Genomic DNA, 15102 nt, shown 5'->3' on the forward strand with positions numbered 1-15102 from the left:
CGGTTCCGGCCGTCAATGGCGTCGGAAGCCCGTGGCAGGATATGCACTTATGCTTATATCTTTCTATTGATGTGTCTTTGCTTGACGTTGCCGGCCTCGTCCCGTAACGACAGCGCGTCCGTTTGACCGCCCGGCGGTCTTCCTTTCCAAATCCAGCCAGCAGGGCGAGATCATGGCACGGCAGAATTATCTCTTCACCAGCGAGTCGGTGTCCGAGGGCCACCCCGACAAGGTTTGCGACCGCATCTCCGACGAGATCGTCGACATGATCTACCGCGAGGCGCGCAAGCAGGGCGACGACGCGCTCTGGAAGGTTCGTGTTGCCTGCGAAACGCTGACGACGACCAACCGCGTGGTCATCGCCGGCGAAGTGCGTGTCCCGGATACGTTCTTCAAGAAGGACAAGGCCGGCAATGTGGTCACGGACGATGCGGGCGAACCCGTCATTGCGCCCGGCCGCTTTCGGTCAGCGGCGCGCCGCGCCATCCGCGACATCGGTTATGAGCAGGACGGGTTCCACTGGAAGACATGCCGCATCGACGTGCTGCTGCACGCCCAGTCGGCGCACATCGCGCAGGGTGTCGACAGTGCATCGGATGCGCAGGGCGCCGAGGGCGCCGGCGACCAGGGCATCATGTTCGGCTATGCCTGCCGCGAAACGCCCGAACTTATGCCGGCGCCGATCTATTATTCGCACAAGATTCTCGAGCTTCTCGCCGACGCGCGCAAGAGCGGCGAGGGCGAGGCCGCCCGGCTCGGCCCGGACGCCAAGTCGCAGGTCACGGTGCGTTACCGCGACGGCATGCCGTCCGAGGTGACCAGCATCGTCCTGTCGACGCAGCATCTCGACGACAGCTGGGATTCCAGGAAGGTTCGTTCGGTCGTCGAGCCCTATATCCGCCAGGCGCTGGGCGACCTGCCGATCGCCGACGACTGCAACTGGTACATCAACCCCACGGGCAAGTTCGTCATTGGCGGTCCCGATGGCGATGCCGGCCTGACCGGCCGCAAGATCATCGTCGACACCTATGGCGGCGCCTCGCCCCATGGCGGCGGCGCTTTCTCCGGCAAGGACACGACCAAGGTCGACCGCTCGGCCGCCTATGTATCGCGCTATCTGGCCAAGAACGTCGTGGCGGCCAAGCTGGCCGACCGCTGCACGATCCAGCTTTCCTATGCGATCGGCGTTGCCCAGCCCCTGTCGGTCTATGTCGACACGCATGGCACGGGCACGGTCGCCGATGCGGCGATCGAGGACGCCATCCGCGATGTCATCGACCTGTCGCCGTCGGGCATCCGCAGGCACCTCAATCTGAACCGGCCGATCTACGCCAAGACCGCCGCCTACGGCCATTTCGGCCGCAAGCCCGGCCGTGACGGCTCCTTCTCCTGGGAAAAGGTCGATCTGGTCAAGGCGCTCAAGCAGGCGGTCAAGCAGGCCGCCTGACCCGCCGACCGTCATGGCTGCCGATCATCCGACGCGCGCCACCGAGGCCTTTTATGGCCGGCGGCGCGGCAAGACGTTGCGCGGCCGGCAGGCCGAGGCGATGCGGTGCCTGCTGCCCGATCTTTTGATCGATCTGGAAGCGCCGGCGCCGGCCAGCCCGGCAACGCTGTTTCCACACACGCCGGAGACCATCGTCCTTGAAATCGGCTTTGGCGGCGGCGAGCACCTGTTGTCCCATGCCCGGCGTCGGCCCGAGGTGGGCTTTGTCGGCGTCGAGCCCTTCGTCAATTCGATGGCCAAGTTGGTCACGGCGCTGGATGTGCATCCGGCCGGCAACATCCGGCTTTACGACGACGATGCCACGCAACTGCTTGACTGGCTGCCGGACGCCTCGATCGACCAGATCGACCTGCTCTATCCCGATCCATGGCCGAAACCGAAACACTTCAAGCGCCGGTTCGTCAGCGACCGCAATCTGGACCGGTTCGCCCGGGTGATGAAGCCCGGTGGCCTGTTCCGTTTCGCTTCCGACATTGACAGCTATGTCAACTGGACGCTGCAGCACATCGACCGGCATCCGGATTTCGCATGGACCGCCCGCCGCGCCGCCGACTGGCGCAATCCCTATCCGCACTGGCCGGGTACGCGCTACGAGGCCAAGGCCCTGCGCGAGGGCCGCACGCCGGTCTACCTGACCTTCGCCAGATCGTAGCCTGTTCCGATTTCGTCAGCGCGCCGAGGCGACCAGCGCCGGGTTTCCGCGCGCCGGTTGCAGGGCGACCACCTTGTAGCCCTCGCGCTCGAGCATGTTGAGGAAGGTCGGCAGCATCGATGCCGTGCGCGCATGCAGATCGTGAAACAGGATGATGCCCGAGCCGCGCCGGCGCAGGTCCCGCATCGTGCGCGTGGCGACGCGCACCGGGCTGATGCGGAAATAGTCCTTGGAGTCGATATCCACATCGACCACGACGATGCCGCGGGCGGCGAGATGGCCGCGAAGCGCCGGCGTGTCGGCGAGATAGGGGAAGCGGAAGAAGGGCAGATCGGGGATGCCGGCCTCGCGCAGCGCCCGTTCGCCGCGTGCGATTTCGGCGACCGCGTCGGCATGGCTCATCGCCGCAAGATTGGGATGGCGATGGGTGTGGCTGCCGACCGTGTGTCCGCGCGCGATCACGTTTCGGGCAAGCGCCGGGTTGTTGCGCGCCATCTCGCCGACCATGAAGAAGGTCGCCTTGATGCCCTTGGCATCGAGCGCATCGAGAATGCGCCGCGTGTTCTGGCCCGCGGGCCCGTCATCGAAGGTGAGGATCACTTCTTTCGGACCGAGCCGGATGTCGTCGATCGTGTCGACCCGCATGACGCGGCCGGTCAGCGCTGTGCGGCGCAGGCTGCCGGCGGTTTCACGCAGGCTTGACCGGTCCGACGCGCTGGGTGCGAAGGCCACCGCTTGTGGCGTGGTTTCAGCGTCGCGATCGGCCGATGGCGCGAGCGATGCGCACCCGCCAAGAGCGGCCACGGCGATCAGCAGGGAAAAGGAGGGCAGAAAGCGACGCAGCAAGGATGCGGCCATCGGAGACACCACGCAGTACAAAGAGTATCTGCGCGCTATGGTAAACGGCGATGGTTAACGAAGTGCGAGCCCTCGGGCCGGCCCTGGACGACCGTCGCCCCTTGCAACCGGCTGTCGGCGGGCGTATATGACAATCAAATCTTGGTCGTAGACGAAGAGTGGGCCCGCCGGACCCGCTCTTTTTTATATTCGAGACGGAATTGACGACGAACGAACGCGAATTCGCGCCCATAACCGAAGACGAACCGCGCCTGGTCACCGAGACCGGGATCGATGCCCGTGTCGCCATGCTGATCGAGCCTGTGCTCAATTCCGAAGGCTTCCGGCTGGTGCGTGTGCGCCTGTCCGGTCAGAACGGCGCGACCTTGCAGGTGATGGCCGAGCGCGCCGACGGAACGATGACCGTCGAGGATTGCGAGACGCTGAGCCGGATGGTCTCGCCGATCCTCGATGTTGAAGACCCTATCGACCGCGCCTATCATCTGGAAGTGTCCTCGCCGGGCATCGACCGGCCGCTTGTGCGCAAGACCGATTTCGCCAAATGGCGCGGTCATGTGGCCAAGCTCGAGACATCGGTCCTGGTCAACGGCCGCAAGCGCTTCCGCGGCACCATCACCGATGTCGATACCGATATGGTCACGCTGTTCCGCGACCAGCCGTCCATGGGCGACGAGAACACCAATGTGATCCCGTTTTCGGCGATCGCCGATGCGCGGCTGATCCTGACCGACGAATTGATCCGCGCGTCGCTGACGGCCGACAAGGCCGCCCGCGCCACACGCGGACTTGAAACCGAACATGACGATTTTTCCGGCGACGCGCCGGATGCCGAAACGCCCTGAGGGAGACCAAGATGGCAGTCAGTGCAAACAAGCTCGAACTCCTGCAGATCGCCGATGCGGTCGCGCGCGAGAAGCTGATCGACAAGGAGATCGTGATCGGCGCGATGGCCGACGCGATCCAGAAGGCGGCGAAATCGCGCTACGGTCAGGAGACCAATGTGCGTGCCGACATCAACGCCAAGACCGGCGAGATCAAGCTGCAGCGGCTGATGGAAGTGGTCGAGGAACTCGAAAACACCGACAACCAGATCGCGTTCGAAGATGCGCGCGCCAAGAACCCGGACGCCCAGATCGGCGATTTCATCGCCGAGCCGCTGCCGCCGCTCGATTTCGGCCGCATCGCCGCCCAGTCGGCCAAGCAGGTCATCGTCCAGAAGGTGCGCGAGGCCGAGCGCGACAAGCAGTATGAAGAGTTCAAGGACCGCGTCGGCGAGATCGTCAACGGAACGGTCAAGCGCGTCGAATATGGCAACGTGGTCGTGGACCTCGGACGCGGCGAGGGTATCATCCGCCGCGACGAACTGATCCCGCGCGAAATGTACCGCTATGGCGACCGCGTCCGCGCTTTCATCTATGACGTGCGCCGCGAGCAGCGCGGGCCCCAGATCTTCCTGTCGCGGACGCACCCGCAATTCATGGCCAAGCTGTTCCAGATGGAAGTGCCGGAAATCTATGACGGCATCATCGAGATCAAGTCGGTCGCCCGCGACCCCGGTTCGCGCGCCAAGATCGCCGTCATCTCGCGCGACAGCGCCATCGACCCTGTTGGCGCCTGTGTCGGCATGCGCGGCAGCCGCGTCCAGGCGGTCGTCGGCGAGTTGCAGGGCGAAAAGATCGACATCATTCCCTGGCAGCCCGATGCGGCCTCCTTCATCGTCAACGCGCTGCAGCCGGCCGAAGTCGCCAAGGTTGTGCTCGACGAGGATGCCGAGCGCATCGAGGTGGTGGTGCCCGACGAGCAGCTTTCGCTCGCCATCGGCCGCCGTGGCCAGAATGTACGCCTTGCCTCGCAACTGACCGGCTGGGACATCGACATCCTGACCGAGGACGAGGAGTCCGCGCGCCGCCAGAAGGAATTCACCGAGCGCACGCAACTCTTCATGGAAGCGCTCGACGTCGATGAGATGGTCGGCCAGGTGCTGGCGTCGGAGGGCTTCTCGTCAATCGAGGAAGTGGCTTATGTCGACGCCGAGGAAGTCTCGTCGATCGAGGGCTTTGACGAGGACACCGCCGCCGAGATCCAGACGCGCGCACGCGAATATCTCGAACGCATCGAGGCCGAGAACGACGCCAAGCGCATCGAACTGGGCGTCGTCGACGAAATCCGCGAAATCCCCGGTGTGACCACCGCAATGATGGTCGCGCTCGGCGAGGACGGTGTGAAGACAATGGAAGATTTTGCCGGATGCGCGGTCGACGATCTTGTCGGCTGGCGCGAGCGCGTCGAGGGCGAAACCAAGATCCACGACGGCATCTTCACGCCGTTTGGCACCACGCGTGCCGAAGCTGAGGAAATGGTCCTTTCCGCGCGTCTGACCGTTGGCTGGATCACCGAAGAAGACCTTGCCGCCGATTATGAAGAGGAAGGCGCGGAACTGGCCGAAGGGGCTGAAGCCGTTGCCGCCGACGCCGATGCCCCCGCGGGAGCTCCGGCGTAACGCCGGCGTGACGAGGATGGCACCCCGGCATGACCTTGAACGAAGCGGACATCGCGATGAACGAACGCCGTTGCATCGTGACCGGCGAAAGCGCCGACGCTGACGGGCTGATCCGCTTCGTTGCCGGGCCCGACGGCATGGTCGTGCCCGATCTCAAGCGCACCCTGCCGGGCCGCGGCTGCTGGGTGACCGCCCGGCGGGCGATGGTCGACAAGGCCGTGTCCAAAAAGCTGTTCGCCCGGGCGCTGCGCCGCAAGGTAGACGTGCCAGACGATCTGGGCGCTCTGGTCGACCGTCTGCTGGTCAGGCAGGCAACCGGTGCACTGTCGATGGCGCGCAAGGCGGGCGCGCTCGTTTCGGGCGCCATGCAGGTCGACAAGGCCGTGCGCGCGGGCCGTGCCACCGCATTGCTGCATGCCCTGCATGCGGCGCCCGACGGCATCCGCAAGCTCGACCAGGCGCGCCGCGCCACGGTGCATCTGGGCGGCCCGGACGTGCCGGTTTTCATGCTCCTTGATGACGAACAAATGGGTTTGGCATTCGGGGGCGGTAATGTAATACATGCAGCCGTGCTTGACGGCAGGGGTGGCCATGCCGCATTGCGGCGGCTTGAAGCGCTGCGCGACTACAGGACTGGGCCAGATATGCGACCGGCTTCGCCGGACGCAGGCGCCGGTCTTTTGGCCGGAACGGCCGGCGGGCATGTGACCGCGAAGGAAACGGATCAGGAATGAGTGATACAAGTTCGGACGACAAGAAGACGGCTGGCCGCACGCTCTCGATGAGGCGCGATAGCGGCACGGGCACCGTTCGCCAGAAGATGGGCGGCGGGCGCACCAACACCGTCGTCGTCGAAACGCGCAAGCGCAAGTTCACCAAGCCGGGCGACAAGCCGGCAGGTGGATCGCTTGCGGGCGGCCTGAAGCCGCGCGCGAAGCCCGCTGCCGAAGCGCCGACGCCGGCCCCCGCGCCCGCGCAGGATGCCGGGGCCGCCGACCGCAGCGGCGCGGTGCTCAAGGAACTGTCGCAGAGCGAGATCGAGGCGCGCCGCCGCGCGCTCGAGGAAGCAAAGGCGCGCGAGGCTGACGACCGCGAGAAGTTCCAGGCCGACGAGCAGCGGCGCAAGGAAGATGAAGCGCGCCGCGAGCGCGAGATGGCCGAGCGCGAGGAAGCCGAGCAGGCCGAACAGGCGCGTCTGGCGGCCGAGGCCGAAGCCAAGGCGCAGGCCGCCCAGAAGGCCGAACAGGAAGGCGCGCGCCGCGCACCGGCCGAAAAGGCCGCGCCGGGCCGTACCGACGATGGCGATGCCCGCCGCGGCGCCGCCGCCAAGCGGCCGGCCAAGACCGATGCCGCGCCCAAGCCGTCGCGCGGCCGTGACGACAATCGCCGCCGCGGCAAGCTGACGCTCGCCAACGTGACCGGCGACGGCGAGGGCCGTTCGCGCTCGCTGTCGGCCATGCGCCGCCGTCAGGAGAAGATCAAGCGTGCCCAGATGGGCATGTCCGAACCGCGCGAGAAGATTTCGCGCGAGGTGCGCCTGCCCGAGACGATCACCATCCAGGAACTGGCGCAGCGCATGACCGAACGTGCGGTCGATGTCGTCAAGTTCATGATGAAGCAGGGCCAGATGATGAAGCCCGGCGACCTGATCGATGCGGACACCGCCGAACTGATCGCCGAGGAATTCGGCCACACGGTGCGGCGCGTGTCGGAATCCGATGTCGAGGAGGGCCTGTTCGGCATTGACGACAAGCCCGAGGACATGAAGCCGCGTCCGCCGGTCGTCACCATCATGGGCCATGTCGATCACGGCAAGACGTCGCTGCTCGATGCGATCCGCAACGCCAATGTGGTCTCCGGCGAAGCCGGCGGTATCACCCAGCATATCGGCGCCTATCAGGTGGAAAAGGACGGCCAGAAGATCACCTTCCTGGACACGCCCGGCCACGCCGCCTTCACCGCCATGCGCGCGCGCGGCGCCCAGGCGACCGACATCGCCATCCTCGTGGTTGCCGCCGACGACAGCGTGATGCCGCAGACGATCGAATCCATCGCCCACATCAAGGCGGCCGGCGTGCCGATGATCGTGGCGATCAACAAGATCGACAAGCCCGAAGCGGACGCCAGCAAGGTGCGCACGGAGCTTCTGCAGCATGAAGTGTTCGTCGAATCCATGGGCGGCGAAACCCAGGATGTCGAGGTCTCGGCGCTCAAGGGCACCAATCTCGACGGCCTGCTCGATTCGATCCTCTTGCAGTCCGAAATCCTCGAACTGAAGGCCAATCCCGACCGCACCGCCGAGGGCGTCGTCGTCGAGGCCAAGCTCGACAAGGGCCGCGGCGCGGTGGCAACCGTGCTGGTCCAGGCCGGTACGCTGAAGACGGGCGACATCGTCGTCGCCGGCGACGAATGGGGCAAGGTCCGCGCCATCATCAACGATCGCGGCGAAAACCTCGATGAAGCCGAACCGTCCCTGCCGGTGGAGATCCTCGGCCTCAACGGCACGCCGCAGGCCGGCGACAAGGTCGCAGTGGTCGAAAACGAGGCGCGCGCCCGCGAGGTCTCCGATTATCGCCAGCGCAAGACGCGCGAGATTTCCGTGGCACGCCAGGCCGGCGCGCGCGGCTCGCTCGAACAGATGATGGCGGCAGCCAAGGACGCCGAAACCGCCGAGTTCCCGCTGGTCGTCAAGGGCGACGTGCAGGGATCGGTGGAAGCGATCCTCGGTGCGCTCGAAAAGCTGGGCACCGACGAGGTCAAGGCGCGGATCATCCATTCCGGTGCCGGCGGCATCACCGAAACCGACGTCTCGCTGGCCGAGTCGACCGGTGCGGCGATCATGGGCTTCAACGTGCGCGCCAACAAGCAGGCGCGCGATGCGGCCGAAGCGGCCGGCGTCGAGATCCGCTATTACAACATCATCTACAACCTGCTCGATGATGTGAAAGCGGCGATGGAAGGCCTGCTCTCGCCCGAACGCCGCGAGACGTTCCTGGGCAATGCGGAGATCCTCGAAGTCTTCAACATCACCAAGGTCGGCAAGGTCGCCGGCTGTCAGGTGACCGAAGGCAAGGTCGAGCGCGGCGCCGGCGTGCGTCTGGTGCGCGACAGCGTCGTCATCCACGAGGGCAAGCTCAAGACACTCAAGCGCTTCAAGGACGAAGTGCAGGAAGTCCCCGTCGGACAGGAATGCGGCATGGCCTTCGAAAATTACGAAGACATCCGCGCCGGCGACGTGATCGAGTGCTTCCGCGTCGAGGAAGTCGCGCGGACGCTTTAGGGCACAATCTCAATATGCCGTGGCCAATGGCCACGGCCACCGATCGGACGGCGCGGTCCCATCCCGCCCGTCGCGAGAAAGGTATGGAACCATGTCCCGTTTTGCCGGGGCCGACCAAGGCCCCTCCCAGCGCCAGCTTCGCGTTGGCGAGCATGTCCGGCATGCGCTGACGCAGCTTTTGCAGCGCGGCGAAGTCGCCGATCCGGAGCTTGACGGCGTCGTCCTGTCGGTGACCGAGGTGCGCATGTCGCCCGATCTGAAGATCGCCACCGCCTATGTCACCGCCTTTGGGCACGAGGACATGGCGCCGCTGGTCAAGGCGCTTGCGCGCAACGCCAAGTTCATTCGCGGCCGGCTGTCGCGCGAACTCGGCCAGATGAAATACATGCCCGATTTCCGCTTCCGCGCCGACACGAGCTTCGACAATTTCCAGAAGGTGGACGCGCTGCTCAAATCGCCGCATGTGGCGCGGGATCTGGACGGAGACCAGGACTGATGGCGCGCCAGCGCACGAAGAAGGGCCGGCCGGTTTCCGGCTGGCTGGTGCTCGACAAGCCGCTTGAGCTGGGTTCGACCAAGGCGGTCTCCAAGGTGAAATGGCTGTTCGGCGCGCAAAAGGCCGGCCATGCCGGAACGCTCGATCCGCTGGCGACCGGCATCCTGCCGATTGCGTTGGGTGAAGCGACCAAGACTGTTCCCTACGTGATGGATGGCACAAAGGCTTACCGTTTCACCGTGAGCTGGGGCGCACAGACGACGACTGACGATCTGGAAGGCGAGGCGACCGAAACGTCCGATATGCGGCCGGACCGCGCCGCCATCGAGGCGCTTCTGCCACGCTTCACCGGCACGATCAGCCAGACGCCGCCGCAATTCTCCGCCGTCAAGGTCGATGGCGAGCGCGCCTATGCGCTGGCCCGTCAGGGCGAGGCGGCGGCGGTGACGGCACGCGATGTCGAGATCGACGCGCTCACCATCATCGCCCATGACGGCGACACGACCATTTTCAAAGTCGAATGCGGCAAGGGCACCTATGTCCGCTCGCTCGCCCGCGACATGGGACGGGAGCTTGGCTGTTTCGGCCATGTCAGCGCGTTGCGCCGAACCTTCGTCGAACCGTTCGACGAGGCAGACGCCGTCACCCTTGCCGAACTGGAAGCCGCGGTCGAGGCCGCCGGCGACGACGAAGCGGCGCGCCATGGGGCGCTCGATGCGTTCCTGCTCGACACGGGCGAGGCGATGGACGGGTTTCCGCGTGTCGATCTGGGCGACGAGCAGGCGCACCGCATCCGTCTTGGCAACCCGGCGATCCTGCGCGGCCGCGACGCGCCGGTCGCCGAGGAAGAGGCCTGCGCCTTCCATCGCGGGCGCCTGGTGGCGATCGGCGAGATCGCGCAGGGCGCCTTCCGCCCGCGCCGCGTCTTCCGCCTTTGACACGGTGACAAGTTTAGCCCGCAAGGGTGATTGCATTTGTTCGATCTTGGCGCCAACGTCGCCGAAAACCATTCCGATATGACAGGAGCGCCCGATGCGCGAACAGCGGCAATTCTACATTGACGGCCAGTGGGTCGACGCGGCCGAGGCCAACGATCTGGAGGTCCACGATCCGGCCACCGAGGACGTCTGCGCGGTGATTTCGCTGGGATCGTCCGCCGATGTCGACAAAGCCGTCGCCGCCGCCAAGGCGGCCTTTGAGCGCTGGGCCGCAACGCCGGTCGCCGAACGCCGGGCCGTGCTCGAACGTCTGGGTGCCGTCATGAAGGTCCGCCATGACGATCTGGCAGAAGCGATCTCGCTGGAAATGGGCGCGCCGATCGATTTCGCCAGGGGCGAGCAGGCCGGCGCCGGCCCGTGGCACCTCAAGGGATTTCTCGACGCGATGGACAAGTTCGCGTGGGAAGAAAAGTTCACCGACCGCGAGACGATTATCCGCGAACCGGTCGGTGTGGTGGGCCTGATCACCCCGTGGAACTGGCCGGTCAACCAGATCGCGCTGAAGGTCATCCCGGCGGTCGCCGCCGGCTGCACCTGCGTGCTCAAACCGTCCGAGATCGCACCGCTGTCGGCCATGGTCTGGGCCGAACTGATGGACGAGGCGGGCTTCCCGAAGGGCGTCTTCAACCTGGTCAATGGCGATGGGCCGACGGTCGGTGAGGCCATGTCGAACCATCCCGATATCGACATGATGAGCTTTACCGGTTCGACGCGCGCCGGCAGCGCGGTGATGCGCGGTTCGGCCGCTTCGATCAAGCGCGTCACGCTGGAGCTCGGCGGCAAGTCGCCCAACATTGTCTTCGCCGATGCGGATCTGCCCAGGGCGATCAGGCGCGGCGTCACCCACATGATGGAAAACACCGGCCAATCCTGCAACGCGCCCTCGCGCATGATCGTCGAGCAGGACGTCTATGACGAAGCGGTCGAACTGGCCAAGGAAGCCGCCGAGGCAGTCAAGGTCGGCAATCCGCGCGATGCGGGCGGCCATATCGGCCCTCTCTCCTCGGCCGCCCAGTTCGACAAGGTGCAAAGCCTGATCGAGACCGGCATGGCCGAGGGCGCGCGCCTGGTCACCGGCGGTCCGGGCCGGCCCGAAGGCTTCAACCGCGGCTGGTATGCGCGGCCGACCGTCTTTGCCGATGTCACCAACGAGATGACCATCGCGCGCGAGGAGATTTTCGGCCCGGTCCTGACGATGATCCCGTTCTCGGGCGGCGAGGACGAAGCCGTTCGGATCGCCAACGACACGCCCTACGGGCTCGCCGCCTATCTGTGGACCGGAGACGCGAACAAGGGCGACCGCGTCGGGCGCCGTCTGCGCGCCGGCATGGTGCGCGTCAACGGCGCCGGGCTTTCGGCGGGCCATCCGTTCGGCGGTTACAAGCAGTCCGGCAATGGACGCGAGGGCGGCGTCTGGGGTCTCGAGGACTTCACCGAGGTCAAGGTGCTCAGCCAGCGCTACTGACATGCCGGCCATCGAGATCAGACAGGACGATCTGCGCGGTCCGGAGATCGCCGCCTTGCTGAGGCGGCATCTCGACCACATGTTCGCGATCACGCCGGCGGGCAGCGTCTACGCGCTCGATCTCGACGCGCTGCGCGTACCGGAGATCACCTTCTGGAGCGCTTGGCTCGACGGCGAGCTCGTCGGCTGCATCGCCCTCAAGGACATCGGCGGCGGCCATGGCGAGATCAAATCGGCGCATACCGTGGCCGAACGGCGCGGCGCCGGCATCGGCCGGGCGCTGGTCGCGCACCTGATCGATGAGGCGCGCATTCGCGGCATGAAACGGCTCAGCCTCGAAACGGGCAAGACGGAGCATTTCCGGCCGGCGCAGGAGCTCTACCGCCGCTTCGGTTTCGAGGAAACAGGACCGTTCGGCGATTACGGCCCCGACCCGCATTCCTACTTCATGACGAAGGCGCTGGACTGAGCGAATGGCGTTTGCGTTCGCAGCGCTTTTCGACTATAGCGCGCCCAGCGCCGGCCTTTTCGGCCGCGCCAACGGCCCCTGCTGGACGACATCCCGGCAGCGGGCGTCTTCAAACCCCTTGTAAGTTGTGAAAGGAAACACGATGTCGATCACTGCCGAGCGCAAGGCCGAGCTGATCCAGAAGTTTGCGACCAAAAGCGGCGACACGGGTTCGCCCGAAGTGCAGGTCGCGGTCCTCACCGAACGGATCAACAACCTCACCGAGCATTTCAAGGACCACAAGAAGGACAACCACTCACGGCGTGGCCTTCTGAAGATGGTTTCCCAGCGGCGCAAGCTTCTGGACTATGTGCGCGGCAAGGAAGAGGCGCGCTACCAGACCCTGATCAAGGAACTGGGCATCCGCCGCTGAACGAATTCGGGCGGGCTCTTGAAGGGTCCGCCCTTGCCCCATTCAGGCGGGGGACATTTCGCCTGTCAGGCCGGCGCGAACGTTGAAGACAGCGGCGCGCCGGCCGCCCGAGAACCGCGTTGGAGCCGCGGGGCAGGATTGCCGGTTGCTTGCAGGGACCAGGGCGCACATGCCGCGCCGACCACAGACAAGCATCCAGTCGTCTTGCCCGGGCCCAGGTTCGAAAACCCAAGCCTGGCGCGCTGGCCCTTGGCCGGCATTGCGCCCTTATTGAAGGACAAGACATGTTCGATCACCACAAAGTGGAACTGGAGTGGGGCGGTCGCCCGCTTACGCTCGAAACCGGCAAGATCGCCCGGCAGGCCGACGGCGCCGTTCTGGCGACCTATGGCGAAACCGTCGTTCTGGCCACCGTCGTCTCCGAGAAGAGCCCGCGTGAGGGCCGGGACTTCTTTCCGCTGACAGTCAACTATCAGGAAAAGACCTTTGCCGCCGGCAAGATTCCCGGCGGCTTCTTCAAGCGTGAAGGCCGTCCGTCGGAAAAAGAGACGCTGACCTCACGCCTGATCGACCGGCCGATCCGCCCGCTTTTTGCCCCCGGCTACAAGAACGAGACGCAGGTCGTCCTCACCGTTCTGCAGCACGATCTGGAAAACGATCCCGACATCGTTGCCATGATCGGCGCGTCGGCCGCGCTGACCATCTCCGGCGTGCCCTTCATGGGCCCGATCGGCGCCGCCCGCGTCGGCTACATCAATGACGAATTCGTGCTCAACCCGCATGTCGACGAGATGGAGGAATCCGATCTCGACCTCATCGTTGCGGGCACCGCCGATGCCGTTCTGATGGTGGAATCGGAAGCCAAGGAACTGGACGAGGAAGCCATGCTCGGCGCCGTCATGTTCGGCCAGCAGGCGTTCCAGCCGGTCATCAACGCGATCATCAAGCTCGCCGAAGTGGCTGCCAAGGAACCGCGCGACTATGCCCCCGAGGATCTCAGCGAACTCGAAGCGACGATGGGCGGCCTGATCTCCGACGAACTGGCCGAGGCCTACAAGATCACCGACAAGGGCGCTCGCTACGCCGCCATCGACGCCGCCAAGACCAAGGTCTTCGAGACGCTCTACCCCGAAGGCGCCGAGAACCCGGCCTGGAACCCCGAGCAGATCAAGTCCGTCTTCAAGGACCTGCAGGCCAAGGTCGTGCGCGGCAACATCCTCAAGACCAAGACGCGCATCGACGGACGCGACCTGTCGACGGTCCGCCAGATCGTTTCGGAAGTCGGCGTCTTCCCGCGCACCCACGGCTCGGCCGTGTTCACGCGCGGCGAAACCCAGGCCATGGTCGTTGCCACGTTGGGTACCGGCGAGGACGAGCAGTTCGTCGATTCGCTCACCGGCACCTACAAAGAGAATTTCATGCTGCACTACAACTTCCCGCCCTATTCGGTCGGTGAAGCGGGCCGCATGGGATCGCCGGGCCGCCGCGAGATCGGCCACGGCAAGCTGGCCTGGCGCGCCGTCCATCCGGTGCTGCCGGAAGCGGAAGAATTCCCCTACACGCTGCGCGTCGTCTCCGAGATCACCGAATCCAACGGCTCTTCCTCCATGGCGACCGTCTGCGGCACCTCGCTGGCGCTGATGGATGCCGGCGTTCCGATCAAGGCGCCCGTGGCCGGCATCGCCATGGGCCTGATCCTGGAAGGCGACGAGTTCGCTGTCCTGTCGGACATTCTCGGTGACGAGGATCATCTGGGCGACATGGACTTCAAGGTCGCGGGCACCGCCGAGGGCATCACCTCTCTGCAGATGGACATCAAGATCGCCGGCATCACCGAGGAGATCATGAAGATCGCGCTCGACCAGGCCAAGGGCGGCCGCGCGCACATTCTGGGCGAGATGGCCAACGCACTGTCGGAAAGCCGTGAGGAGCTGGGCGAGTTCGCCCCGCGCATCGAAGTGATGAACATTCCCGTCGACAAGATCCGCGACGTGATCGGCTCGGGCGGCAAGATCATCCGCGAGATCGTCGAGAAGACGGGCGCCAAGATCAACATTGAAGACGATGGCACGGTCAAGATCGCATCATCCTCGGGCAAGGAGATCGAGGCGGCCAAGCAGTGGATCCACACGATCGTTGCCGAACCCGAAGTGGGCGAGATCTATCAGGGCACCGTCGTCAAGACCGCCGATTTCGGCGCCTTCGTCAACTTCTTCGGTCCCAAGGACGGTCTGGTGCACATCTCCCAGCTCGCCCAGGAGCGTGTCGGCAAGACCACCGATGTCGTCAAGGAAGGCGACAAGGTGTTCGTCAAGCTGATGGGCTTTGACGAGCGCGGCAAGGTTCGCCTGTCGATGAAGGTCGTCGATCAGGAGACCGGCAAGGAGATCGAGCGCAAGAAGGAAAAGGCCGACGATTGATCGTCATCGGCCAATGAAACCGGAAACGCGGGGCTGGATGCATTC

At 65.3% G+C, this 15102-nt stretch carries 13 protein-coding genes; 12 read left to right on the plus strand and 1 reads right to left on the minus strand.

Going from position 1 to position 15102, the window contains the following annotated elements:
* Positions 1–172: 172 nt before the first annotated feature.
* Complete coding sequence (metK, locus tag ACOQOU_RS12715) at positions 173–1447, plus strand: methionine adenosyltransferase (RefSeq protein ID WP_306026229.1); 1275 nt, start codon at positions 173–175, stop codon at positions 1445–1447.
* A gap of 13 nt (positions 1448–1460) precedes the next feature.
* A complete protein-coding gene (gene trmB / locus ACOQOU_RS12720; RefSeq protein WP_109766817.1) occupies positions 1461–2159 on the plus strand; it encodes a tRNA (guanine(46)-N(7))-methyltransferase TrmB in 699 nt (232 codons plus the stop codon).
* A gap of 15 nt (positions 2160–2174) precedes the next feature.
* Here the strand turns inward: trmB and ACOQOU_RS12725 are convergent, their stop codons facing one another.
* Positions 2175–3017, minus strand: coding sequence for a polysaccharide deacetylase family protein (locus tag ACOQOU_RS12725; protein ID WP_109766818.1), 843 nt, complete (start codon positions 3015–3017; stop codon positions 2175–2177).
* A gap of 200 nt (positions 3018–3217) precedes the next feature.
* Between ACOQOU_RS12725 and rimP the strand changes: the two genes are divergently transcribed.
* The 10 genes from rimP (at position 3218) to pnp (ending at position 15057) form a co-directional block, all read left to right on the plus strand.
* On the plus strand, positions 3218–3859 hold the full coding sequence (rimP, locus tag ACOQOU_RS12730; RefSeq protein WP_306026230.1) for a ribosome maturation factor RimP: 642 nt from the start codon (positions 3218–3220) through the stop codon (positions 3857–3859).
* Between the two features lie 11 nt (positions 3860–3870).
* Positions 3871–5517 carry a transcription termination factor NusA gene (gene nusA / locus ACOQOU_RS12735; RefSeq protein ID WP_306026231.1) on the plus strand — a complete coding sequence of 549 codons (1647 nt, stop codon included), beginning with the start codon at positions 3871–3873 and terminating at the stop codon, positions 5515–5517.
* A 56-nt stretch (positions 5518–5573) separates the two neighbouring features.
* A complete protein-coding gene (locus ACOQOU_RS12740; RefSeq protein WP_306026239.1) occupies positions 5574–6251 on the plus strand; it encodes an RNA-binding protein in 678 nt (225 codons plus the stop codon).
* A complete protein-coding gene (gene infB, locus ACOQOU_RS12745) occupies positions 6248–8797 on the plus strand; it encodes a translation initiation factor IF-2 (protein ID WP_109766820.1) in 2550 nt (849 codons plus the stop codon). The genes ACOQOU_RS12740 and infB overlap by 4 nt, the downstream gene beginning before the upstream one ends.
* A gap of 91 nt (positions 8798–8888) precedes the next feature.
* Positions 8889–9293 (plus strand): 30S ribosome-binding factor RbfA, encoded by a 405-nt coding sequence (gene rbfA, locus ACOQOU_RS12750; RefSeq protein WP_109766868.1) that lies wholly within the window; start codon positions 8889–8891, stop codon positions 9291–9293.
* Positions 9293–10231: a tRNA pseudouridine(55) synthase TruB gene (gene truB, locus ACOQOU_RS12755; RefSeq protein ID WP_109766821.1), complete on the plus strand. Its 939-nt coding sequence runs from the start codon at positions 9293–9295 to the stop codon at positions 10229–10231. The genes rbfA and truB overlap by 1 nt, the downstream gene beginning before the upstream one ends.
* Positions 10232–10325: 94 nt before the next feature.
* Positions 10326–11756 (plus strand): aldehyde dehydrogenase family protein, encoded by a 1431-nt coding sequence (locus ACOQOU_RS12760; protein WP_306026232.1) that lies wholly within the window; start codon positions 10326–10328, stop codon positions 11754–11756.
* Position 11757: 1 nt separating this feature from the next.
* Entirely contained in the window at positions 11758–12225 is a 468-nt protein-coding gene (locus ACOQOU_RS12765) for a GNAT family N-acetyltransferase (RefSeq protein WP_109766823.1), read from the plus strand.
* Positions 12226–12367: 142 nt separating this feature from the next.
* A complete protein-coding gene (gene rpsO / locus ACOQOU_RS12770; RefSeq protein ID WP_109766824.1) occupies positions 12368–12637 on the plus strand; it encodes a 30S ribosomal protein S15 in 270 nt (89 codons plus the stop codon).
* A gap of 284 nt (positions 12638–12921) precedes the next feature.
* Positions 12922–15057: a polyribonucleotide nucleotidyltransferase gene (gene pnp / locus ACOQOU_RS12775; protein WP_109766826.1), complete on the plus strand. Its 2136-nt coding sequence runs from the start codon at positions 12922–12924 to the stop codon at positions 15055–15057.
* The last annotated feature ends 45 nt before the right edge of the window (positions 15058–15102 follow it).

Origin of the sequence: Oceaniradius stylonematis (assembly GCF_965223445.1) — a bacterium.
In the GTDB taxonomy this organism is placed as follows: domain Bacteria; phylum Pseudomonadota; class Alphaproteobacteria; order Rhizobiales; family Rhizobiaceae; genus Roseitalea; species Roseitalea stylonematis.